General features: G+C 37.2%; 22 protein-coding genes and 1 pseudogene. 21 read left to right on the top strand and 2 right to left on the bottom strand.

All coding sequences use genetic code 11. The features are described from left to right. Nucleotides 1-9: 9 nt before the first annotated feature. The 8 genes from EPL02_RS04370 (at nt 10) to EPL02_RS04335 (ending at nt 6,962) form a co-directional block, all read left to right on the top strand. Nucleotides 10-1,134, top strand: coding sequence for a glycosyltransferase family 4 protein (locus EPL02_RS04370; RefSeq protein ID WP_131887074.1), 1,125 nt, complete (start codon nt 10-12; stop codon nt 1,132-1,134). After that, on the top strand, nt 1,112-2,062 hold the full coding sequence (locus EPL02_RS04365) for a glycosyltransferase family 2 protein (protein ID WP_131887073.1): 951 nt from the start codon (nt 1,112-1,114) through the stop codon (nt 2,060-2,062). The genes EPL02_RS04370 and EPL02_RS04365 overlap by 23 nt, the downstream gene beginning before the upstream one ends. A 3-nt stretch (nt 2,063-2,065) precedes the next feature. After that, nucleotides 2,066-2,968 carry a glucose-1-phosphate thymidylyltransferase RfbA gene (gene rfbA, locus EPL02_RS04360; RefSeq protein WP_131887072.1) on the top strand — a complete coding sequence of 301 codons (903 nt, stop codon included), beginning with the start codon at nt 2,066-2,068 and terminating at the stop codon, nt 2,966-2,968. Continuing rightward, nucleotides 2,965-3,519, top strand: coding sequence for a dTDP-4-dehydrorhamnose 3,5-epimerase (gene rfbC / locus EPL02_RS04355; protein WP_131887071.1), 555 nt, complete (start codon nt 2,965-2,967; stop codon nt 3,517-3,519). Before rfbA ends, rfbC begins: the two co-directional genes overlap by 4 nt. 6 nt (nt 3,520-3,525) lie before the next feature. Next, nucleotides 3,526-4,539 carry a dTDP-glucose 4,6-dehydratase gene (gene rfbB, locus EPL02_RS04350; protein WP_131887070.1) on the top strand — a complete coding sequence of 338 codons (1,014 nt, stop codon included), beginning with the start codon at nt 3,526-3,528 and terminating at the stop codon, nt 4,537-4,539. Then, nucleotides 4,536-5,384 (top strand): dTDP-4-dehydrorhamnose reductase, encoded by an 849-nt coding sequence (gene rfbD, locus EPL02_RS04345; protein WP_131887069.1) that lies wholly within the window; start codon nt 4,536-4,538, stop codon nt 5,382-5,384. The genes rfbB and rfbD overlap by 4 nt, the downstream gene beginning before the upstream one ends. Before the next feature lie 122 nt (nt 5,385-5,506). Then, nucleotides 5,507-6,259, top strand: a complete 753-nt coding sequence (locus tag EPL02_RS04340; protein WP_131887068.1) for a YveK family protein — start codon at nt 5,507-5,509, stop codon at nt 6,257-6,259. Then, nucleotides 6,249-6,962, top strand: a complete 714-nt coding sequence (locus tag EPL02_RS04335) for a CpsD/CapB family tyrosine-protein kinase (protein WP_131887067.1) — start codon at nt 6,249-6,251, stop codon at nt 6,960-6,962. Before EPL02_RS04340 ends, EPL02_RS04335 begins: the two co-directional genes overlap by 11 nt. A 92-nt stretch (nt 6,963-7,054) precedes the next feature. Here EPL02_RS04335 and tagU read toward each other — a convergent pair whose 3' ends face one another. Beyond that, nucleotides 7,055-7,996: a polyisoprenyl-teichoic acid--peptidoglycan teichoic acid transferase TagU gene (tagU, locus tag EPL02_RS04330; protein WP_131887066.1), complete on the bottom strand. Its 942-nt coding sequence runs from the start codon at nt 7,994-7,996 to the stop codon at nt 7,055-7,057. A gap of 180 nt (nt 7,997-8,176) precedes the next feature. On the opposite strand from tagU, the gene EPL02_RS04325 reads away from it, so the two are divergent. From EPL02_RS04325 to EPL02_RS04315, 3 genes are all read left to right on the top strand, one after another. Further along, nucleotides 8,177-8,956: an SGNH/GDSL hydrolase family protein gene (locus EPL02_RS04325; RefSeq protein WP_131887065.1), complete on the top strand. Its 780-nt coding sequence runs from the start codon at nt 8,177-8,179 to the stop codon at nt 8,954-8,956. 126 nt (nt 8,957-9,082) lie between these two features. Further along, the gene (locus EPL02_RS04320; protein WP_131887064.1) at nt 9,083-9,850 is read left to right on the top strand and encodes a tyrosine-protein phosphatase; all 768 of its coding nucleotides are present in this window, start codon (nt 9,083-9,085) and stop codon (nt 9,848-9,850) included. A gap of 113 nt (nt 9,851-9,963) precedes the next feature. Continuing rightward, nucleotides 9,964-10,689 (top strand): CpsB/CapC family capsule biosynthesis tyrosine phosphatase, encoded by a 726-nt coding sequence (locus EPL02_RS04315; RefSeq protein ID WP_131887063.1) that lies wholly within the window; start codon nt 9,964-9,966, stop codon nt 10,687-10,689. A 38-nt stretch (nt 10,690-10,727) separates the two neighbouring features. On the opposite strand, the gene EPL02_RS04310 is transcribed toward EPL02_RS04315, so the two are convergent. Next, nucleotides 10,728-13,040, bottom strand: coding sequence for a pre-peptidase C-terminal domain-containing protein (locus tag EPL02_RS04310; protein WP_131887062.1), 2,313 nt, complete (start codon nt 13,038-13,040; stop codon nt 10,728-10,730). 242 nt (nt 13,041-13,282) lie between these two features. Here EPL02_RS04310 and EPL02_RS04305 point away from each other — a divergent pair, with 242 nt between their 5' ends. From EPL02_RS04305 to EPL02_RS04260, 10 genes and pseudogenes are all read left to right on the top strand, one after another. After that, the gene (locus EPL02_RS04305; protein ID WP_131887061.1) at nt 13,283-13,813 is read left to right on the top strand and encodes an N-acetylmuramoyl-L-alanine amidase family protein; all 531 of its coding nucleotides are present in this window, start codon (nt 13,283-13,285) and stop codon (nt 13,811-13,813) included. A 697-nt stretch (nt 13,814-14,510) separates the two neighbouring features. Beyond that, nucleotides 14,511-15,278, top strand: coding sequence for a tyrosine-protein phosphatase (locus EPL02_RS04300; RefSeq protein ID WP_131887060.1), 768 nt, complete (start codon nt 14,511-14,513; stop codon nt 15,276-15,278). Between the two features lie 140 nt (nt 15,279-15,418). Then, nucleotides 15,419-16,072 (top strand): M23 family metallopeptidase, encoded by a 654-nt coding sequence (locus EPL02_RS04295; RefSeq protein WP_131887059.1) that lies wholly within the window; start codon nt 15,419-15,421, stop codon nt 16,070-16,072. A gap of 224 nt (nt 16,073-16,296) precedes the next feature. After that, nucleotides 16,297-16,722 (top strand): hypothetical protein, encoded by a 426-nt coding sequence (locus EPL02_RS04290; protein WP_131887058.1) that lies wholly within the window; start codon nt 16,297-16,299, stop codon nt 16,720-16,722. Nucleotides 16,723-16,724: 2 nt separating this feature from the next. Further along, nucleotides 16,725-16,988, top strand: coding sequence for a DUF5344 family protein (locus EPL02_RS04285; protein ID WP_131887057.1), 264 nt, complete (start codon nt 16,725-16,727; stop codon nt 16,986-16,988). Nucleotides 16,989-17,043: 55 nt separating this feature from the next. After that, on the top strand, nt 17,044-19,161 hold the full coding sequence (locus EPL02_RS04280; RefSeq protein ID WP_131887056.1) for a T7SS effector LXG polymorphic toxin: 2,118 nt from the start codon (nt 17,044-17,046) through the stop codon (nt 19,159-19,161). After that, nucleotides 19,158-19,601, top strand: coding sequence for an SMI1/KNR4 family protein (locus tag EPL02_RS04275; RefSeq protein WP_094913402.1), 444 nt, complete (start codon nt 19,158-19,160; stop codon nt 19,599-19,601). The genes EPL02_RS04280 and EPL02_RS04275 overlap by 4 nt, the downstream gene beginning before the upstream one ends. Nucleotides 19,602-20,316: 715 nt before the next feature. Beyond that, nucleotides 20,317-21,183, top strand: a complete 867-nt coding sequence (locus tag EPL02_RS21100; protein WP_286175189.1) for an HNH/ENDO VII family nuclease — start codon at nt 20,317-20,319, stop codon at nt 21,181-21,183. 15 nt (nt 21,184-21,198) lie between these two features. Then, a complete protein-coding gene (locus EPL02_RS04265) occupies nt 21,199-21,648 on the top strand; it encodes an SMI1/KNR4 family protein (protein WP_094913403.1) in 450 nt (149 codons plus the stop codon). A gap of 724 nt (nt 21,649-22,372) precedes the next feature. Then, nucleotides 22,373-22,723, top strand: a pseudogene (locus EPL02_RS04260) (MerR family transcriptional regulator); the annotation flags it as partial. Nucleotides 22,724-23,023 lie beyond the last annotated feature (300 nt).

Genomic DNA, 23,023 nt, shown 5'->3' with positions numbered 1-23,023 from the left:
GGTTTATGAATGAAAGTTGTTTTTTTAATGCGTATAGATGCTTATTCCAAAAAAGGGGGAGATACTGTTCAAATAGAGAATTATGTAAAAGAGTTAACATTTTTAGGAATTGATGCTCGTATATCAGTTGATTTAAATGAGGATTTAATAGATGCAGATATTGTACACTTAGTAAATATTGATAGACCCTTAGAAACATATTATTTCTTTAAAAATGCTAAAAGGTTAGGAAAGAAAATTGTTCTCTCACCGATTCATCACAGTTATCAGCATATCGACCTTCATGAGACTTATGGTAGGTATGGGGTATTAAAATCTTTTAACCTTATATTAAAAGATTATTGGACCCGGGAGAAAATGAAAAATGTTCTAAGAGTAGTTTTAAATAAAAAATTAAGAAGTATTCGAAAAGATATTAAAGAACCGGTATTTGAACAGCAGCAACTAATCCTTAATAATGTAGATGGAATTGCTTTAATCGCTGAAGGTGAAGGAAAAGCAATTGAAGAAGATTTTAATATAAAAATAAAAAATTCTATTATTGTACCAAATGGCGTGAGTTTTAATAATACAACGGTTAATAACAAGATTGAAAAAGAAATTGATGTACTAGTGGTTGGAAGGATAGAGTCAAGAAAGAATCAAATTAATATAATAAAAGCTTTAAAAGATACAGAAAAAAAAGTAACTTTTGTTGGAAAGGCAAATCCTAACCATAAGAAGTATTATAAAGAGTTTATTAAATTAGTTAATAAACATTCGAATATAGAATACATTACAGAGGTTAGTCATGATGAAATTAATAAGCTGTATAAGAAATCTAAGGTGCATTTATCTGCTAGCTGGTTTGAAGTTTCTCCACTAGTTGATATAGAAGCTTTATATAATGGATGTACAGTCGTGGCTAGTGAACATAGCTTTTCTAAAAGCTATTTAGGAAAGAATGTATATTATGTTGCACCAAACGATTTAAAAGATATAAAAACAAAGGTGCTACTTGCCTTAAAACAACCTATAAATGAAATGAGTAATGATAAATTACATCAAACCTTTAATTGGAGAAATTCAGCTTTAATTTTAAAGGAATTTTATACTTCATTAGTAAAGGTTAATGGGGGAGATCAAAATAGTTAATTATTCAGTGTTAATTCCAACTTTAAATGGACTAAAGTATCTTAAGAAGAATATTGAAATTTTAAAAACAATTAATGCAAAAAATCATACTGAAGTAATTGTTATAGACTCAGAATCTACAGATGGTACCGTAACTTTTTTAGAAGAGAACAATATAAGAGTTATCAAAGCTTTGAGAAGAGATTTCAATCATGGATCAACGAGAAATATGCTAGCTAATGAATCTAAAGGTTCTTACCTTGTATTTCTTACCCAAGATGCGATATTAACTTCTGAAGATTCTATTTATAAGTTAGTCGAACCGATGGAAAATAATAAAGAAATTGCAGTTACCTATGGAAGACAACTCCCTATCGAAGGAGCAAAGTTTCCAGGTGCATTTGCTAGAGACTTTAACTATCCTAATTATTCACAAGTTAAATCGCTGGATGATAAAAGTAAATATGGTATTAAGACTGTATTTTGCTCTAACTCTTATGCAGCATATAGAAAAACCGATTTTGTAAATGTAGGTGGGTTTCCTCATCACGTCATACTAGCAGAGGATACTTATACTACTGCGAAGATTGTGTTAAGTGGTAAAAGAGTAGCCTATGTTGCTGATGCATGCGTCTATCACTCGCATGATTATACAATAATGCAGGAGTTTAAAAGGTATTTTGATATAGGTGTTTTCTATGGTAGAGAGTCATGGATTACCGAAAACTTCAACCAAGCTGAAGGGGAAGGTTTAAAATTTTTAATAGCTAATGCAAAATATATTTTTAAAAAAGGAAAGTATTTATACCTTCTTGACTTGTTTCTACGAAATTTTGCCAAGTTAAGTGCCTATAGGTTAGGGAAGATGGAGCAAAAGATTCCACAAAGAATCAAATTTAAAATAAGTATGCATAATTATTATTGGTCGAAAGAAGGAGTGGATAAATAGCTTATGAGAGGAATTATATTAGCCGGGGGAAGCGGCACACGGCTTTATCCAATAACACGTTCAATCTCGAAACAACTAATTCCTATTTATGACAAGCCAATGATCTATTATCCACTATCAGTTTTAATGTTGGCAGGAATCAAAGATATTTTAATTATTTCTACTCCAACAGATACACCACGTTTTGAGCAATTGCTAGGTAATGGAAATGATTTAGGTATTAATTTAAGTTATGAAGTTCAAGAGTCACCAGATGGATTGGCACAAGCCTTTATCATTGGAGAAGAATTTATTGGTGATGATTCCGTTGCATTGATTTTAGGGGACAATATCTTCTATGGTCACGGGTTTACGAGTACTTTAGAACGTGCAGCTAGTCGTACAGAAGGAGCTACAGTTTTTGGTTACAACGTAAAAGATCCAGAGCGGTTTGGGGTGGTTGAATTTGATCAAGCAGGCAAAGCTGTTTCAATTGAAGAGAAGCCACTTCATCCAAAGTCAACTTATGCAGTGACTGGTTTATATTTTTATGACAATGAAGTAGTAGAAATAGCAAAATCGATTAAGCCTTCTGCTCGTGGAGAGTTAGAAATTACATCAGTGAATGAAGAGTATTTACGTCGTGGTAAACTTCAGGTTGAGTTATTAGGGCGTGGTTTTGCCTGGTTAGATACAGGAACACATGAATCTTTATTAGAAGCATCTACGTTTATTGAAACTGTAGAAAAGCGCCAAAGTTTAAAAGTTGCTTGCTTAGAAGAAATTGCTTTCCGCAAAGGATATATTACAAAAGCACAACTCATTGAACTGGCATCACCATTAAGCAAAAATGAATATGGGCAGTATATGTTACGCTTAGCAAATCAGTATGAGTTAGAAGAGGCATTAGTAGGTGGAAGAGTATGAAAATTATAAAAACAAAGTTTGACGATGCGGTAGTAATTGAACCTAAAGTTTTTGGCGATCATCGAGGATTCTTTACTGAAAGTTATAATAAAACATTATTTGTGCAACATGGTATCGATATGGATTTTATTCAAGATAATCATTCTTTATCTCAGCAATCGGGAACACTACGTGGAATGCACTACCAATTAGCTCCTAAAGCCCAAACTAAACTTGTACGTGTGACACGAGGAGCTATTTATGATGTAATTATTGACATTCGTAAAGGGTCACCTACATATGGACAATGGCAGGGATTTATTTTATCTGCAGATAATAAGCGTCAGCTATTGGTTCCAAAAGGATTTGCACATGGTTTTTGTACATTGGTAGAGAATACTGAAGTTCAGTATAAAGTAGATGAGCTGTATTCACCAGAACATGATAGAGGAATTGCTTGGAACGACCCAGTATTAAAAATTGATTGGCCGGTAAATGAGCCTGTTCTTTCAGAGAAAGATACAAAACATCCAACATTAGCTGAAGCTGATAACAACTTTGAGTGGGAGTGACTTTGAATGAATATTTTAGTAACAGGTGGAGCAGGATTTATTGGAAGTAATTTTGTGCGTCATATGATTGAAACTTATCCTGAGTATGGCATCGTAAACTATGATTTGTTGACGTATGCAGGTAACCTAGAAAACTTAAAAGATATTGAAAGTCATGAAAATTATACATTCGTTAAAGGTGATATTAACAACCGTGAGCTCGTAGATCATCTTGTTAAGTATCATAATATTGATGTAATCGTGAATTTTGCTGCTGAATCTCATGTAGACCGCAGTATTACTGAACCAGATATTTTTGTGAAAAGTAACGTATTAGGCACTCAAGCTTTACTAGACGTAGCAAAAGCAAATAATTTAGCAAAATACGTACAAGTCTCAACAGACGAAGTATATGGCTCTTTAGGTGAAACAGGTTACTTTACAGAAGACACACCTTTAGCCCCAAGCAGCCCATATTCAGCAAGTAAAGCTGGCGGAGATATGCTCGTAAGTGCATATCATGAAACGTTTGGTATGAACGTGAACATCACGCGTTGTTCTAATAACTATGGTCCATATCATTTCCCTGAAAAGCTTATTCCTCTTATGGTGACAAATGCTTTAGAAGGAAAAGAATTACCTATCTATGGTGATGGGAAAAATGTGCGTGATTGGTTACATGTAAAAGATCACTGTGCAGCTATTGATTTGGTTATTCATAAAGGAAAATCTGGGGAAGTTTATAACGTTGGTGGTCATAACGAACGCACAAATAACGAAATTGTTCATTTAATTGTAGAAAAATTAGGTGCTTCACCAGAACTAATTAAGTTTGTAGAGGACCGTCTTGGTCATGATCGTCGTTATGCAATTGATCCAGCAAAACTAGAAACAGAGTTAGGTTGGAAACCTCAGTATACATTTGATACAGGAATTGTTGAAACAATCCAATGGTATGTTGAAAACCAAGAATGGTGGAAAAATATTAAGTCGGGTGATTATTTAAACTACTACGCGAAACAGTATGGTGACCAAAAATGAGTCAAAAAGTTCTTATTACAGGAGCTAACGGACAATTAGGAAAAGAGTTAGTTGAGTTATTTAATAACGAAGGATTTGAAGTATATAGATTTGGTAGAGACGAAATGGATATTACAAATCAAAGTCAGGTTAAAGAAATCATTCACCGTGTTCAACCTGATATCGTTATTCATTCAGCAGCACATACCAAAGTGGATTTAGCAGAGTCTGAGCCTGAAAAAGCATTTGCTATTAATGCATATGGTACAAGAAATGTGGCTGTTGCAGCAGAGCAAATCAAAGCAAAATTAGTATATGTAAGTACTGATTATGTTTTTGATGGCACTGGAACAGAACCTTATGATGAGTTCTCACCTACTTCTCCTTTAGGTGTATACGGCAAATCAAAGTTAGCAGGAGAGCAATTTGTTCGTGATCTGCATTCTCAATTTTTTATTGTTCGTACATCTTGGGTATACGGCAAACATGGAGCTAATTTTGTGAAAACAATGTTAAAGCTAGGTAGTGAAAAAAAAGAACTATCGGTTGTAGCTGATCAAGTGGGATGCCCAACGTATACATTAGATTTAGCTACAACAATTCTAGAGTTGGTAAGCACTGAAAAATATGGTGTTTATCATGTGTCAAATAGTGGACAATGTTCTTGGTATGAATTTGCCAAAGCAATATTCGATGAAGCAGGAATAGAAGTACAGGTAAATCCTTGTACCACTGAAGAATTTCCACGTCCGGCAGAGCGTCCAGCATATTCCGTATTTAAACATCAAAGCTTAGCAATTAACAATATAACTATTCCTAGGCAGTGGAGAGATGGGCTAGTTCATTTCTTAAAAGGTGTGAATTAATTTATTAGACCTATTTTTGTAAAAATAACTATTTATATGAAAATAGTATAGATAAATATATCTATGTCTATTATAATAGAATTTGTATTATTTTTGATTCTATTAAGCATTCGGAGGTCATCATGGAAGAAACAATTAGTATAAAAGAATTGTTTCAGACATTGAAAAAGCGTCTTTGGTTAATTGCGTTAATTACAATGATTGCGGCTATCGTTAGTGCAGTTTTCAGCTTCTTTGTAATGACGCCAATTTACGAATCAAAAACGCAAATTCTTGTAAACCAAGCAAAGTCTGATGAGCAATTATATAACACCAACCAAGTACAAACCAATATTCAGTTGATTAATACGTATAATCAAATTATTACAAGTCCTGTTATTTTAGATACGGTAAGAGAAGAACTAAATTTAGATCGTTCTGTTACAGCGTTAAAAGGACAAATTCAGGTGAGTAGTGCTAAAGACTCTCAAGTAGTTGATTTGATAGTACAAGATGACTCACCACATATGGCTGCTAAAATTGCCAATACGACAGCTGAAGTATTTCAAAGCAAGATTTCGAAACTAATGAACGTGGATAATGTGAATATTCTCTCAAAAGCTGAAATAGGAGAAGATATTGCTCCTGTAAAGCCACAGCCATTACTAAACATTGCGATTGCAATCGTTGTTGGATTAATGCTTGGTGTAGGCGTAGCCTTCTTACTTGAATACTTAGACAACACATTAAAAACAGAGCAAGATATCGAACAAATTCTTGAACTCCCTGTTATTGGTGTTATCACTAACATAAAAGATGTGCCAAAAGCAACGGTCCGTCAGACTCAGCCTTTGGGACGTGCTCAAAGAACGCGAGGTGAGACGTTTGGCTCGTAAAGCAAAAGATGCAAAGAATGATAAGCTATTAACGCTAAAACGTCGTTTACTTGCTCATAATAGTCCGAAAGACCCTGTCTCTGAGCAGTATCGTACAATTCGTACAAACGTTCAGTTTTCTAATGCAGACGAGAATATTAAATCCATTCTTTTAACGTCAACAGGACCTGGAGAAGGAAAGTCGACAACGTCTGCCAACCTGGCAACCGTTTACGCTCAGCAAGGCTTAAAAGTATTGCTAATTGATGCAGATTTACGTAAGCCCACGGCTCACTACACGTTTCGCTTAGAAAATCACATTGGTTTTACCAACGTATTAACGAAGCAATCTACGTTAGAGCAAGCTGTACAAGAATGTGAGGTACCTAACTTACATATTTTAACGAGTGGTCCCATTCCACCGAACCCATCTGAGCTTTTAGGCTCTAAGTATATGGGAGAAGTGTTAGCTCACATGAAGCGTGAGTTTGATATGGTAATCTTTGATACGCCTCCAGCTCTTGCGGTAACTGATTCACAAATTTTAGCTAACCAGGTTGATGGTACAATTCTTGTGGTCAGCAGTGGCAAAACGGACAAGGAAGCTGCGCAAAAAGCAAAAGAGCTTTTGGTTAATGCGAACGGTAAGCTACTTGGCGTTGTGTTAAACAACCGTAAAGTGGATGAAGGAAATAACTACTACTATTACTACGGTACCAATTAATGTATTTATACCCACGCCGCTATGTTTACAAACATAGCGGCGTGGGTATTTTTATATAATAAAGAAGGAAGCTGACTCTTGTCAGCTTCCTTCTAGTTTAGATTTAAATGTTCTTTTAATAGATTCGATACTTGTGTACGATTTTCTTCAGATACGTGGTAGTAGTAAACTCCGTTGCTTGCTTTTCCACCCGTTCCTTCAAGCTGAATCTGTTCTAGGTTATGACGAGCATCTTTGTAGTTCGCTTGAACATCTTTCATTTCCTCAAACGTTAAGTTTGTTTTTACGTTATCGCCAATCGCATCTAAAATGCTTCCGTAGTTCGCAAGAGATTTCATGCTTGCACCTTCATCAATAACGGCTTGAATAATTTGACGCTGACGTTCTTGGCGTCCAAAGTCGCCTCTTGGATCTTCATAGCGCATACGTGAATACTTTAATGCTTCTTCTCCGTTTAAATCAAGCGTTCCTTTTGTAAAATGGTGACCTTCGTACGTGAAGTCTAAGTTATTATTCACAGTTACCCCACCAACAGCATCTACAATATCTTTAAACCCCTCCATATTAACCTGCACGTAGTAATCAATTGGTACATCTAAAAAGTTCTCAACGGTTTTAATTGACATATCGACACCGCCGAAAGCATAAGCGTGATTAATTTTATCTTCTTTTCCTTTTCCGATAATTTCTGTTTTTGTATCACGCGGGATGCTGACCATCTTGACTGATTGCTTGTCTGGGTTTACCGTCATGAGAATCAGTGAATCTGAACGTCCGCGTTCTGTACCACGAGGATCTGTTCCTAGTAGTAAAACTGAGATTGGCTCACGGTTGTCTAGGTTTACTTGCTGGCCACGCTTTTCTGATTTATCACGAGATAACGGTTCATGCGTTCTGTTTAATGTGTTAGTTACGGAGCTATATACTGAGAAAGCGTAAACTCCAATACCGATAATTAATAATAGAATGATAGAAAGAGCGATTTTAAATCCCTTTTTGGATTTACGCTTTCTGCGTCTGCGTTCTTGTTCCATATGAATGTATCTTCCTTTTCTTATTTATTATTACGTCTTTTGTTCTGTGACAAAATACACACGTATTCTTTTATTTTACCAAAAAAAATGACAAATTTAATCATTTTTTATAAAAATTCGTCAAAATTTATATTATAATAGAAAGGAAAAGGAAGAAAGAATTAGCAAGGGAGTTAGAATATGAAAGTATTTGTGAATATTTTAGCAATCATTGTGCTTATTGCAACGATTGTAGCTGGAAAGATTTATTGGGACTCCAATACGTCCGCAGCGCCGACTTCTCAGGAAAAAAGTACGTCAAGTAGTAGTGAGTCAAAAGTCGCTTTAGGAGGGAGTTGGGAGTCATATGCGTCCAATTTACCAGATTCGATTGTGAATAAACTAGCAACAGCATCTGAAACAGGAGAGCCGATGAATCTTGTGATTGTTGGTTCACAAGCAACGTCAAAGGCTGAAAATAGCTGGCCAACGCTGTTAAAAGCAGAGCTTGATAAAACGTATGGTTCGTCGTTAATTGATGTGACGGTATATGAATATGAGGGAATGAATACGCTTGAGTTTGTTCGTGGTAATACATATGAAGATATCGTAAAAGCTGATCCTGATGTGTTATTGTTTGAACCGTTCTTGTTAAATGATAACGGCGTAGTAGGCATTAAAAACACGCTTGATAATTTAAGCGTAATTATGTCTCATATTACAAAAGAAGTTGACGGTGTCGTGACAATCCTTCAGCCATCACAGCCAATCTACAACGCAACGAATTATCCGAAAGAAGCAAAAGAGTTAGAATCATTCTCTAAAAAGAACGGATATGAATACGTAAATCACTGGGAATCATGGCCAGATTACACGAGCGAAGACATCTTGAATTACCTATCAGAAGATCAACGTACGCCAACTGACAAAGGTCATAAGGCATGGGCAGAAGCATTAATTAACTATTTTGTTGCTTCATAGCAGATAGCAGGGTTATCCTGCTGTCTTTTTTTGTTGTAAAATGTCTATTTATAGTTATTGTTATTGCTTGATTTAGACTATAAAATGGTACTATATGCTTATAAAAACTGTATAGGGGCTGTTTGAGTGATTGACTTACATGTAATTCTGTTGCCTAATGTAGAAAAAGGTCCCACCGACACCGAGACGTTCTTAAAGATGAGCCGAAAGCTCGTTTCTGAGGGGATAACGACCATTATGACAAGTCCGTTTTATGACGGCAAAGATTTTGGATTCGAGAGAAATACGATTTTAGACCGGGTTCATGCAGCTAACTGTTCTTTAAAAGAAACAAAAATTCCATTAAATGTTGTTCCAGGACAGCGAGTATTACTTCAACCAACGCTCCACCATTCGTATAATATCAATGATAGTTTAACTGTTGACGATAACCGAACCTATTTATTACTGCAACTTCCAAGAACAAGCTTTATTGCATATATCGATCAAGTCATGTATGAGCTGCAGCTGAAAAAGATTATTCCTATCATTAATGAACCTGAATGTCATCCGTATTTTAGGAACAATCCAAATGCAGTGTACGAATTGGTAAAGAAAGGAGCGGTTATGCAGATTTCATCTCAAAGTCTGATGGGATATAACGGAGCACAGGAGAAACGGTTTGCTTATTTACTTTTGCGTCATGGACTTGTTCATTTAATGGCATCGGGCTGTCATGCGACTAACTACCAGAAGTATGCACTTCCAAAAGCGTATGATGTTATCCAACGACGTTTCGGTGTAAGAAGCGTCTATCTGTTAATGGAAAACGCAGAATCGGTCATGGGAGGACAGGGTATCCAAAAAGAGCAACCTGAAAGAATTCGAAAAGAAAAGTTCCTTGGTATCTTTTAAGTTTATTAATCTGAAAAATAAAAAAATATATGAATATTATTTTCGTTTGAGTGGCACAGTGCGGTTATGATAAACTTATTTAAATAAAGCGTGTCACTGAGGAGAAGATAAAGATGATAGATTTATACACGGATATCGTACCGAAGAAGGTTGGGAGCTCAAAAGTTTTTCAAGAAGCAGCGTTGCTTTTAACGGACAATGGTGTTCACACCATTATTGCCAATGAACAAGGGTTAGAGCCTGGTTATCTGGATGATATGAATCATATGCTAGAGTCACGTGTTATTCCGCTCCGTGTGATGCCAGGAGGTAGAGTACCGATTAGCGAGCGTTTTATTCAAGAGTCTCGGGGTAACTTCCAAACGATTAATGACAACAACAAGTATATGCTTCTACATATCTCACATCAAGAAAAGCCTGTTTATATGGAGTCATTGATTTATGAGCTACAGCTTGATCAACTTGTTCCTGTTATCAGTGAGCCTGAACGCCATCCTTATTTCTTAGAGCATAAAGAAGAATTATATAAATTGGTGAAGCAGGGCGCACTTGTGCAAGTATCATCTGATAGTATTATCGGCATACATGGGAAAAAAGTGAAGCAAGCGGCCTTTGAATTTTTAGAACATAATCTAGCTCACGTCGTTGCATCAGGTGTGACGCTGACAAACTATAAAAAATACTCGCTTCCAAAAGCGTATAAGCTAATCGAAAAAGCATACGGTGACAGCAAAGTAGACATGCTGATGGAAAACGCCGTGGCGATTGTGGATGGCAGAGGTGTACAGACCTTGCCTCCTGAGCGAGTGAAGAAAGCGAAGTTTTTGGGGTTGTTTTAAGTGAAAAGCACCTTACCATTGTTGGTAAGATGCTTTTTTTATTTCTCAGCTCCGTAATTTACCGCAATTCGTCCGCTTTCTGTCATTTCTGAACGCGTAATAGATACATATGTTTTCCCAGCTTTTGTGCCTAACTGCTTCACAGATAGGCTAACAGAAGATCCTGCTGCTTGCTTGCTTACCAGCAGAGTACCTCTAGAGCTAGCGTTATATATTTTAATCGTATCTCCTTTAGCAATACCAGTTACGGTAACAACATCTGCTTTTCCTTTATTATTTGTAACTTTAATTTGAGATGCTTTTAATAAATCAGACTGTTCACCATTAAAAGAAATAGCTACAGGTACACTTTCTGTCATTCCAGAGCGTGTGATTGTTACGTAGGTTTTTCCAGCTTTCGTTCCCAACTGGTTGATTGATAGACTAACAGAAGAAGTAGTTGCTTGTTTTGTAGCCAACACCTTTGATTTGGAACTTGTGTTGTATACTTTGATTGCATCACTTTTTGAAATGCCAGTTACCGTCATGGTATCTGCTTTCCCTTTGTTGTTTGTGACTTTAACCTGATTTGTTTTTAGTGAATCCGATTGTTCACCGCTATAGCTCACTGCAACTCGATCACTCTCACCCATGCCTGAACGAGTGATACTTACATAAACTTTCCCAGCCTTTGTGCCCAGCTGCTTTACTGATAAATTTGCGGAAGTAGTCGTTGCTTTTGTAGACGCTAGCAAGGTACCTTTTGAGCTGGCATTATATATTTTAATCGTATCGTTTTTATTAATGCCTGTTACAGTAATGGTGTCGTTTTTGCCTTTGTTGTTTGCCGCCTTTACTTGTGTTACTTTTAACGGTGATGATTTCATAGAAAGGGTAAAGTTATAAGGTACATCATTGGCATCATAGTTGTCTTCCAAGACAAAATAATAAGTACCTTTTTTTAGATAGAGAGCTGTACTTTCTAAGCCGTTCACAGTAGCGTAACTCGTACTTAATGATTTATAAATATGCTTAGATGCATTTTGTATCGAAGCCCTCCAAGACACATCTTCCATCTTTGTTGTAGATAAAGTAATGTTCCCATCAACTGGAACAGTAAACTTATAGATATCATAGTCCGAGCTAGTTTGTAACATACCTGTATACGTTTGATTTAAATTAATTGTATTAGCTGTTGCAATTGTATTATTGAATTCTTTTTCAAAGTTATTTCCAGACGTGAAAGCAGCTTTGAATTCATAAGGAACATCTGAACTATCATAATAATCTTCAATTTTAATGTAGTAGGTTCCTTTTGCTAAACCGACTTTCATCGTTTCATAACCTTCAACAAGTTCACTGCCATCAGTAATAAACTGATTAAATACTTGTCCTTCGCTATTTAAAATAGTAACAGTCCATCGAGAATCATATTGTTGTTTCATAGATAGAGAAACTTGACCATCGTTTGGTAAGATAAGCTTATAGAAATCTAAGTCGGAAGAAGTTTGTAACATACCTTTGTACGTTTGGTTGATATTTATTGAGTTAGCAGAAGTAAGGTTGTTGTTAAACTCTTTTTCGTAATTAGCACTTGCTGCAAACCCCACTTTAAATTCATACGAGACGTTTTTCCCATTATAGCTATCTTGAATTTTAATATAATAAGTACCTTTTGGTAGACCTACCTCTACTTTTTCATCGCCCTCAACAAATTCACTGGCGTCAGTAGTAAATTCATTAAACACTTTTCCCTGGCTATCAAAAATTGTTGCGTTCCAACTTGTACCGTGTTTGCGTTTCATTGATAAAGTTACGTTGCCATCGTTAGGAACGTTTACTTTATAGAAGTCTAAATCAGATCTTGTTTGTAAAACACCTCTATACGTTTGATTAAGATTTATAAGATTCGCTAAACTAAGGTTATTATTAAATTCTTTCTCATAATTAGTACTTGAAGCAAAGTTTACTTTGAATTCATAAGGAACATCTATACTACCATAATAATCTTCAATTTTAATATAATAGGTACCTTTTGCTAAACCAACTTCAGTTGTTTCATTACCCGTAGCAAATTCATTATAATCGGTATCAAAATCATCTAATAATTCACCTTTGCTGTTTAAAATAGCTGCTGACCAACTTGCGTTATGTACACGTTTCATAGCTAAGGTAATATTTCCGTCACTTGGTAAGGTAAATTTATAAAAATCTTGACTGCTATAATCTTTAAGCTTTCCTTTTTGAACCTGATTTAATTTCACTTCAGATGCGTTGCTAAAGTTTGCGTAAACGAACTGATCTTTTCCAACTAGGAAAAAGCAAAACATTAACAAAGTGAGCAAAAATGAGGCTCTTAGTAATTTCTTCATTAAAAATCAACCCTTTCTAATTATAAATACCTAATAATATTACATTTTTTATTTTATTTTGTATATATTTTCTTTTATCTTGAGTTTTTTTAGGTTCTTTATAAATATAAATACCTATACAGATGTGAAGAAATGATGAAAATAAAAGGAAGAAACGCAGCAGCAGCCAATCCAAAAGTCGTTTATTATTTGTATAGATTGTGATCATCAAGCGCAAGTCGCCTCGTTCGAGCGAAACGAAAATGAAGGTCACGGGCGGAAAAACAGGCGTTGCCACAGGAAAGCCTGAGTATGTGCTGAATTTAGAAGCGGCTTTTTTGCTTGAAGAGCTTCTAACAGAAAAAGGGTTTGAGGTGTATCTTACACGTTCTACTCATGACGTTGATATCAGCAACAAAGAGCGAGCAGAAATGGCAAATGAAAAGAAAGCAGACCTTGTGATTCGGCTTCACGCAGACGGAGCCGAGAATCCAAACGTTAGCGGCTTTGGGGTTCTCGTTCCAAGCAAAGAGCAAGCAATCTCCAAACAAAGTGAAAGCGCAGCAACTCTCATTGTAAGTGAAGTGAAAAAGCAAAGTGGTATGAAAGTAAACGGCATTCGCTACCGCAGTGACTTAACGGGCTTTAACTGGTCTACGGTGCCGGTTGTACTTCTTGAAATGGGGTATATGACCAATCCAGAAGAAGATCAAAAGCTGTCTGATCCCATGTATTTAGAAGGAATGCTTGAAGCGGTCACGACCGGAGTGGAGAGATACACAGCATTACAATAGGAAGGAAAAGAATGGCTTCTTGCCATTCTTTTTGTTTAGGTCTAATTTCCTGAGTGTCAATTCGTTCTATGCAGGCGTTTCTACAATATGTAAAATATATGAAGATACGAAAAGATGGAGGGTTTCTATGCAGGCAGAACAAAAAAGAAAAGAGTCGAAGTTGAGTGTTGTTTTTGATTTCATCTTTTCAGGTTCCATTATTATAGCAATCTTAGTTCTAATTTATAGTTCGTTATTTACGGGTTCATGGTGGATTGGCCTTATTTTTATGATTTTGTATTCAAGGTTTTATAAAAAATGCAACGACCAAATTATTTGGGTTATAATCTTTGGCACAGCCTTCCTTATACTCGGAGCGCTCTTTTTTGGGTAAGGAAGCTAAGAGCTGTGAAACAAGATAGAAATATAGTCAACAGGACTCACCGTTTCGGACATTAATGTAGTACTCTCTCGTTCGTTACAGCTTTTGTCTTTTCATGTTGAACCTCTTTTAAAGAGAGGGTTGAGCCTGTTTTCAGCTATATTTGTTTCTTTAAAGCGATTAATAAGCGAATTTGGTGGATTTTGTTAGGACTTTTCGTATTTCTTGTAATTGTACGAATGATTGTTGGATAAGTTGTCGAGCGAATTCCATAGAGAATCTCCGTGAAACATCGTATGATAAAGATAGACAATTTGTGGAGGAGGGCATTGTTCAATGATTGATCTTCAAACCTTTATTTTGCCGAACATTGATAATGGACCAAGAGATGTGCAGACGTTTACGAATATGGCGCGTTCGCTTGTGAAAAAAGGCGTTCACTCCGTCGTCGCCACTCCGCTGTTTTGGGAAGAGTCCGACGTGACGCGCCATGAGCTTATTTTGTATGCGAGCGCCGCCAACGATTGGTTAGAAGAAGCGCTTATTCCACTTCGCGTTTTGCCAGGACAGCTCGTACCTGCCTCGCCTCAGCTACTTAAACACTATGAAAAACAAAAGCTTCTTACACTGAACCATACGGACAAATATCTACTAATGTCCCTACCTTATCATACGCTACCAGCGAATCTCGACAGCTTACTCTACGACCTGCAGCTTCAAGGAATTGTACCAATCTTACAAGCACCTGAACGTCATCCAGTCTTTCAACAACACCCAGATAAACTCTACGACCTTGTCAAAAAAGGCTTTGTAACGCAGCTTAGCGCTGGAAGTATTCTTGGACTTAACGGAAAGCAAGCGCGCAAATCTGCTTCAACTTTTATCAAGCACAGACTCGCTCACGTTATCGCATCAGGCGTAGACGAGCGAACGTATTGGGATTATTCTCTTTCAAAAGCCTACGACGTTATTTCCGATCAGTATGGAACGGGCCAGCTCTATACGTTTATGGAAAACGCGGAAGCAGTTATTGAAGGCATGGCTCTTGCGATGGAGGAGCCAGAAGCGGTGAAGAGAGGGAAGATTTTTAAGCTTTGGGCATAATAGATGACTACTAGAAGAGGGGCGGTGCTATTATAAGCACTGCTTTTTTCTTTTGTTTATTTTGTTAAATAATTGTAAAATATAACAATTATTTCTTTTTATCTGTTAATATAAGGATAAAAGGAGGAATCTAGTAATCTATGAAAAAAATCTTAAGTTTAGTCACATTGTTTATTTTTGCGATGGGAATTGCGGTCCCAACCTTTGCTGAAGCAGCTTCACAAAAGCTAATCCAACCGATTAATAATGCAAGAATTACCGCTGGATACTTAAATACGAACTACTATCAAAAATTTGGATTTAAGCATTATGGTTGGGATTTAGTATCAGCGACCACTGATCGTACGGTTTGGGGAAGTGGAAAAGGAACTGTTTTAGCAACAGGATATGACAACATTTTAGGTAATACGGTTATCGTGAAATATCCGCAAGCATATATTCACGGTACAAAAACGACGAAAGATGTTGTGATTCGTTATAATCACTTAGCTTCGATTAAAGTATCCAAAGGACAAAGCGTTACAAAGGATACAACGTTAGGAATTTACGGAAACACAGGTAAATACTCAACGGGTGCTCACCTGCATTTTGAAATTGATACAGACACAGCATACTATCAGTATTCACCAACTTTAGGGACAAGCTCAAATATCATTAAAGCTGGTACAGCAGGCACGGTTCTTTCACCAAAGAATGTTTTATACACGAAAAACTCTTCACCAGATAACCAACAAATATGGATCGTTGGTGACGGTTACCAGTCATCTACAGAAGATGATCTTCCAATCTTCTAATTCCTATTTGTCTACGAGGCTGCCTAGTAAAAGGCAGTCTTTTTTATGTGTAGTGAAATAGAGGTTCAGATGGTTTTATCTTACATATACATAGGTCTTTTATCTATTTTATCCCATTTTCCTCACAAATATTAGTAGAAAAAGAGAGGTTCTTCCTATTCAGAACCAATATTCGTTATTTTATACTATAAAATATGGAAAAATACTGTGCGGAGGTGCGGTCAGTGGATTACGCAAAGATTATTGCTGGGCTATCAAGTACGATTTCTCATCAAGCAGCGGAAGTGAATGAAAAAATTCGGCTGTTGGAGTCTGCCAAGCAACAAGTGACGTCAGAGAGAGCGCTCTCCATGAACGATATGAGCTTAGTAACCAATCCAGAGCTTGGAGAAGGATGGAAAGGAAAGCGGTCGATTCGATTTGATGAACAGCGTGAAAACGCCAAAGAAGAGCTGAAGCGAATTTTACACGATGAGTATGAAGACTACTTATCGGATATTGAATCGGCAATTGTGAAGCTTGAAAGTCAACAGCTTCTATTAAATGGGCTGAGCTTCGTGGCAACGGAAGCAAGTTCGCTTGTACATAAAGGAGAAGAAGCAGCGGAGGAGCTGCATCGAAAGATTAGTCACATCAGAGGGAGGCTGTAAGCATGGGAAACACCATTAAATTAAACTATGAATCGGTCATGAATGAGCTAAACGCGTTAAAGGTAGCGAAAGATGACATCGTCGTAAAGGAAATGAAGAGCGTTGGAGACAATCGTTTGCAAATTACGGAGATGATGAAAAACCAAGAGATGGAAATCCAGCAGCTTATGACGAATTATATTCAGCTTCTCACTAAGCAAATAGCGGATACGGAAAGCAACCTCAAACAGCTAAAAGAGCAGGATGAGATGATAGCGCGCAGCTAGGACGTGAGATGAAAGATAGATAGAAAACGTATATAATAGAGAGGAGCTTTTTGGAGTGCAAAACGCTGTATATGATGCGAGCGCGCTGCTAGAGACAGCAAAAGAGCGCATCAGTTCATATAACGAAATGGAAAAGCAACTACTAACGTTACAAAAAGCGTTTAAGCGAATCGCCGCTTTAGATGAAGATCTTCAAGGAAAAGGCGCAGACAATATTAAAGCTTTTTATCAAAGCCACGCAGACATTGCCAATCAGTGGCTGAACTTGATTGAAACAAACCGAGCTTTTTTTGAAACCATTGAAGCGAAAATGGGAACTTCAGAGCTTGAAGGAAGTACATTTGTAGCGGAAGCGTTTCTAGACCAAAACGTTCATCAAGGAAACATGCAAGCTAAGCAAATGATCATCCAGCAGCAAAACGCCCTGCAGGATATTTTTAATACAATCGACCATATCTTACCGCTCAACGTCTTTTCAAGTGCTAAGTACAATCAGTACCTAGAAGAAGCGGAACAAGAGCGAAAGGATACGCTCCAAGCCGTGAATCAGCTAGACGCGGATCTCGTTCAAGAATACCAAGGGCTGTCATTCTTCTATAATATGGTCACCCAAAACATTCAAGCCGTCACAAGTTCCACAAGCCAAGCAGGAAACGCGACGCCTCTTTACTTTGACCTTGATGCCTATAAAGCAAGCCCAGTGTATGGCATGCAGGGAGAAGCCAACAGCCGCGCCGTTTCGTATGTGGAAGCCAAAGAAGTCGAGCGAAAAGCCTACGAAAATCAAAAGAACATTCAAGCGCGAGAAAGCTTCACGCTTGAAGTATGCGAAAACCCACATGCCAAGAAGAAAGAAGAAAAAGGATTTTGGGGTGCGGCTTGGGGAAGCGTCACAAGTGGCGTTGAACATGCATGGGATAAGACAACGGATGGCTTTCACGCAGGCGTTGACCAAGTCACCCACGGAGCAGAAGCTGCTTGGACCGTGACAAAAACAGGGTGGAACACCGGCGTACAAGCTGTTTCAGACGGCGTAAAGGAACTGAAGCACACAGCTCACGAAACGTGGGCAGATGTCCAATCCCAAGCAGCAGCTGGGCTTGCAAAAGCGAAAGTGAGCACAAAGCTTGCCATCGAAGTGTCCAAAGAAAGCTGGAAAGTTGGCGCTGAAAACATCAAGCAAGGAACAAAAACCGCGCTAGACGTCACAAAACGAAGCTGGGATGGCGTCGCTGGCGGAGCGACAGATGCCGTTGTCGATACGTGGAATGATCTCGTACATATGGTCCAGCATCCAGTCGAAACAGCAGAAAGCATCGGTGAAGGAGTCAAAGCCGTTTGGGATGACCCAAAAGGCGTAGCTAAAACCATCGGTAACGAAATTAAAGCCTCTTGGAATGAACAGGTTATAAACGGCGATGCAAAAAGCAGAGGCCACTACTTTTCCTACCTAACCGCTAACGTTGCCATGAGCATAGTCGGCACAAAAGGAGCGGACAAGCTCGCAAAAACGACGAAGCTTGAACAACTCAGCGGTGCCGCCAAGAAGAAACTGAATGAAGGTGCCGCAGCCATTAACGTGCGTACGCAGTCAGCTCTGCAGAACTTGGGCCTGAATGGGCTGGATAATCGTTTAGCGTATCCAGGTGTTGGATCTGTGAAGGGGAATGGCGGGTATCAGTTTATTGAGCGTGTGGATGGTGGTAATGGGGTTGGGACGAAGGTTAGGGATGAGAGTGGTAAAGGCACGGGTAAGTCTAATTTAACAAATGACATTTATAAAGTAACGTCTAAAGATGTTCAACAAGCAATTCAAGGTTATGAACAAACGGGTAAATTTACAGCACAATTTAAAGGTTTTGAAGTGAAAGCACAACGTTCATTATCAAATATGTCAGATAAACAGTTGATATATTCATTTAAAAAAGGGTATGCACCAAAAGATGGAGTTTATGATACTATTATACTTCACCATCATGAACAAAGAGTTGAGGGACCAATAATTGAGATGCCTAGTAGGTACCATGATTTAGGAAACAAAAGACAGCATCCATTTGGAAATAAAGGTGGAGTTGGCAGTGGAGAAGCTAGGCAGGAATTCAATAAATGGCGTAAAGAATATTGGAAAGCAAGATATGCTAATGAAATGATTAAAAGGGGGATAATTGAATGAAAATAGAATTGTTAAATGCAATTGATGAAGAGCTTGAAATGTGCCCAGAAGCATTTGGAGGGACTGTTAATATTGAGGAAGTAATGCAAGCTGAAGTTGAGCTAAAAGTGAAATTACCTGAGGACTTTAAAATGTTTCTTTTGAAGTATGGTTCAGGAGCAGTTGGTGAAGCTATTGTTTTAGGATTGAGAGAAGCAGAGTTTGTTGCTACACCATCATTTGTAGAGAAATCTCTACAGTTTAGAAATATTCTTCCTGAAGGGTATGAGAAATTTATTGTTATTGGAGTAGACAGTGCAGGGAATCCAGTAGGTTTTAATTCACCTAATACAGAAATCATTACATTTGATTTTGATTTTGGTGGAAAAGAGATTATAGCAAGCAGTTTTGAAGAGTATTTAGAAAAGGCTCTTAAAGAAGAGATAAATATACATTTTTAATGAATTAGATGGCTACTTAGAAAATTAATGGGACCTTCAATAATTTTGTGTAAATACGAATTTGTTGTTCTTATAGATATTATTCACTAGTTTGTTTTAAACATCATTTGTAGCTCTGCTCGAGCTTGAACAAGATCTGTTGTAAATTGATTCATAGGAAGACCTTCTTTATTTGAATTGGTTGTGGTGATTTAATTCTAAAAGAAAAGGTCTTCCTTTTTGTATTTGTTCATTTATTCAAAATATTTTATTCTCTTTTACTAATTCAAATTATTTAAAAGAATTTGAATTATAAGGAGAATGATAGATGAGTAATGTAGCAATTAAAATAAGCTCTGATGGTCCATACCTGACGAAGTATAATTTGCAAGATTAAGTGAAAATAGAATTAGTTTTAAAAATAATTAAGCGGGCGCTTAGTAGTGTTAAGGAAGTAAATAAAGCAAAAAAACTAAAAGAATTAAAATTTAACTAAAAGCACTTGCCTTTTAAAAAGACAACGAGTGCTTTTTTATTTGAATAAATAATCTATGGCTAATCTTTACATTACATATATAAGTTATAGGGTGTTCAAGCTCAAGCGTGTTGGGAAGTCAGCATTGAAAACATCAAGCAAGGAACAAAAACCGCGCTAGACGTCACAAAACGAAGCTGGGATGGCGTCGCTGGCGGAGCGACAGATGCCGGTGTCGATACGTGGAATGACCTCGTACATATGGTAGAAGACCCAAAAGGAACGTTACAAAGCATTGGAGAAGGAGCACAAGCCGTTTGGGATGATCCAAAAGGTGTAGCTAAAACCATCGGTAACGAAATTAAAGACTCCTGGAACGAACAGGTTATAAATGGCGATGCCGAAAGCAGAGGCCACTACTTTTCCTACCTAACCGCTAACGTTGCCATGAGCATAGTCGGCACAAAGGGAGCGGACAAGCTCGCAAAAACGACGAAGCTTGAACAACTCAGTGGTGCCGCCACGAAGAAACTGAATGAAGGTGCCGCAGCTATTAACGTGCGTACGCAGTCAGCTCTGCAGAACTTGGGACTGGATAACCGTTTAGCATATCCAGGTGTTGGATCTGTGAAGGGGAATGGCGGGTATCAGTTTATTGAGTGTGTGGATGGTGGTCATGGGGTTGGGACGAAGGTTAGGGATGAGAAGGTTGCTGAGGGTACGGGTAAAGAATATAAAAACTATAAGGATGTAGAATATACTGGAACAACTAAAGTTAATGGAGAAGTAAGGGATATTAGCAGACGGGTTTTTCAAAGGTTAGATATTGATTATATGAGAATTGACCCTAAAACTGGTATGACAAATCTCCAATTAATGAAAAAAGGAAGAGCACCAATTTGGCAAGATGGGACTGCTATAGAACTTCATCATTTAATTCAAAGAGAGCCCGGATCAATGGTGGAGCTCCCGGATAGTATGCATAAGGAGTATGATAAAATATTGCATCGCTTAGTGGAGAATGGTGGAAGCTTTAGAAACGACCCTGTGTTAAAAAAGCAATATGAAAATTTCAGGTCGAAATATTGGAGATGGAGAGCTAAGCAAATAGATAAAGCTGAATTATAAAAGGAGGAATTTTGAATGAATAAAGAGGAATTAACCAATTTTATTAAGATAAATATGGAATCAGATGACTTTACTGGTGGAGTAGATAAAAAACAAGTTGATTATGTTCAAGATACCCTACAGTTAAAATTGCCAGAAAGTTATAAGTGGTTTTTAACTAATTATGGCTCCGGTGGGTTATTTGGTGTTGATATTTTAGGGGTTGCTAAGTCTAATATAGCTTCTGTTGTTATTGAAACAGAGAGTTATAGGGATTTAGGAATGAGTGAGAATTTAGTAGTTATTGAAGATATTGGGGAATATGCTTATTGTCTAGACACTAGTAATATGGAAAACAAGGAGTGTCCAGTAATAGCATGGGATAGACAAGGTGGACTTGATGACTACAATACAGCAAAGAATTTTTATGAGTTTTTATCACAAAGGTTATTGAATGCAAAAGAAGCATGGGAAGAAGAGTTTTAATATAGATAAATAGAAAGAAATTATAAATGAGATTGCTGAAAATCACAAACTTTTGATGGTTGTACCATTAAGAGTTTGTATAATGATATTTTTTATAAAAAATTGCCATATAATTATGCGGGATGCCGTTTTAATCTAATGGAGTATTTTATATAGCTAACTATAAAGCACTTGGTTTTCTGATAGGCAACAAGTGCTTTTTGTAAATAAGGATTGTAATAGAGTATGAAGTAATGAAGATGGTTTTAAAGTTCGTTACTCAAGTAGATAAACAATCAGCATAATGTAAAAGACATGACGCACACAGTTAACGAGACGTAGAATGACCTCGTACATATGATCCAGCATCCAGTCGAAACAGCAGAAAGCATCGGTGAAGGAGTCAAAGCCGTTTGGGATGACCCAAAAGGCGTAGCCAAAACTATCTGTAACGAGATAAAAAACTCCTGAAACTAACAGGTTATAAACGGCGATGCAAAAAGCAGAGGCCACTATTTTTCTTACCTAACTGCTAACGTTGCCATGAGCATAGTCGGCACAAAGGGAGCGGACAAGCTCGCAAAAACGACGAAGTTTTAACAACTCAGGGGTACCGCCACCATTAACGTGCGTACACAGTCAGCTCTGCAGAATTTAGGTCTGAATGGGTTAGATAACCATTTAACGTATCCAGGTGTTGGATCTGTGAAGGGGAATGGTGGGTTATTAGTTTAAAGATGTAGCTGATCTTATAGATGAAAGTCCACACACCATGCGGAACTGGTTAAAAGAGCTAGAAGGATATATCCCGTTTGAACGTAAGAAAAACGGATACCATGTATTTAAAAACGAAGGTTTAGAAAGGTTTAATCTAATTAAGTATTTAAACCGCAATCAAGACTACACATTAAAAAGGATCTTTGAGAAATTAATAAAGCAAAACCTCTACATAGAACACAGTCTGAAAGAAAGAGATGAGGATGTAACTGGTACAATGAGAGCGATGCTAGAAGGTGAAAAGTTAATAGCGGCTGCTGAGGAACATGAGAAGCAACCTGAGAAAAAAGGTTGGTTACGAAGTCTATTAGGTAGATAATTAACTTCTAATCCTATTAAATGAGGTTAATTATAAATTATCACGTTTACATTATAAAAAACAGAGCATCATTTTAGGATGCTCTGTTACAATCAATTTTAAAATACTTTACAAGCTGTTGGTACACCTTTTATGTGCTTAAATTTCTTATAAGTAGCATCAATACCATTATGAATAGCATCTAAAAATTTTCCTTTTTATACGTAGGTTGAAAGGATGTAAACATGTCTTTTGAAACGTCTTTTTAAAGCACATTAAGAGAAACTGAAGTATAAAAAAAGAAGAATGAACTATCCATTC

The sequence above is a fragment of the Bacillus sp. CBEL-1 genome (genome assembly GCF_004348885.1).
In the GTDB taxonomy this organism is placed as follows: Bacteria; Bacillota; Bacilli; order Bacillales; family Bacillaceae_H; genus Priestia; species Priestia aryabhattai_A.
Note: the sequence above shows the minus strand (reverse complement) of the source record. Positions and strands in the feature narration are given on the sequence as shown.

Excerpts from the sequence above, each read along its gene's own strand:
- EPL02_RS04370 (WP_131887074.1), top strand. The coding sequence starts at position 10 with ATGAAAGTTGTTTTTTTAATGCGTATAGATGCTTATTCCAAAAAAGGG.
- EPL02_RS04365 (WP_131887073.1), top strand. The coding sequence starts at position 1,112 with ATGGGGGAGATCAAAATAGTTAATTATTCAGTGTTAATTCCAACTTTA.
- rfbA (WP_131887072.1), top strand. The coding sequence starts at position 2,066 with ATGAGAGGAATTATATTAGCCGGGGGAAGCGGCACACGGCTTTATCCA.
- rfbC (WP_131887071.1), top strand. The coding sequence starts at position 2,965 with ATGAAAATTATAAAAACAAAGTTTGACGATGCGGTAGTAATTGAACCT.
- rfbB (WP_131887070.1), top strand. The coding sequence starts at position 3,526 with ATGAATATTTTAGTAACAGGTGGAGCAGGATTTATTGGAAGTAATTTT.
- rfbD (WP_131887069.1), top strand. The coding sequence starts at position 4,536 with ATGAGTCAAAAAGTTCTTATTACAGGAGCTAACGGACAATTAGGAAAA.
- EPL02_RS04340 (WP_131887068.1), top strand. The coding sequence starts at position 5,507 with ATGGAAGAAACAATTAGTATAAAAGAATTGTTTCAGACATTGAAAAAG.
- tagU (WP_131887066.1), bottom strand. The coding sequence starts at position 7,996 with ATGGAACAAGAACGCAGACGCAGAAAGCGTAAATCCAAAAAGGGATTT.
- EPL02_RS04325 (WP_131887065.1), top strand. The coding sequence starts at position 8,177 with ATGAAAGTATTTGTGAATATTTTAGCAATCATTGTGCTTATTGCAACG.
- EPL02_RS04315 (WP_131887063.1), top strand. The coding sequence starts at position 9,964 with ATGATAGATTTATACACGGATATCGTACCGAAGAAGGTTGGGAGCTCA.
- EPL02_RS04310 (WP_131887062.1), bottom strand. The coding sequence starts at position 13,040 with ATGAAGAAATTACTAAGAGCCTCATTTTTGCTCACTTTGTTAATGTTT.
- EPL02_RS04305 (WP_131887061.1), top strand. The coding sequence starts at position 13,283 with ATGAAGGTCACGGGCGGAAAAACAGGCGTTGCCACAGGAAAGCCTGAG.
- EPL02_RS04300 (WP_131887060.1), top strand. The coding sequence starts at position 14,511 with ATGATTGATCTTCAAACCTTTATTTTGCCGAACATTGATAATGGACCA.
- EPL02_RS04295 (WP_131887059.1), top strand. The coding sequence starts at position 15,419 with ATGAAAAAAATCTTAAGTTTAGTCACATTGTTTATTTTTGCGATGGGA.
- EPL02_RS04285 (WP_131887057.1), top strand. The coding sequence starts at position 16,725 with ATGGGAAACACCATTAAATTAAACTATGAATCGGTCATGAATGAGCTA.
- EPL02_RS04275 (WP_094913402.1), top strand. The coding sequence starts at position 19,158 with ATGAAAATAGAATTGTTAAATGCAATTGATGAAGAGCTTGAAATGTGC.
- EPL02_RS21100 (WP_286175189.1), top strand. The coding sequence starts at position 20,317 with ATGGTAGAAGACCCAAAAGGAACGTTACAAAGCATTGGAGAAGGAGCA.
- EPL02_RS04265 (WP_094913403.1), top strand. The coding sequence starts at position 21,199 with ATGAATAAAGAGGAATTAACCAATTTTATTAAGATAAATATGGAATCA.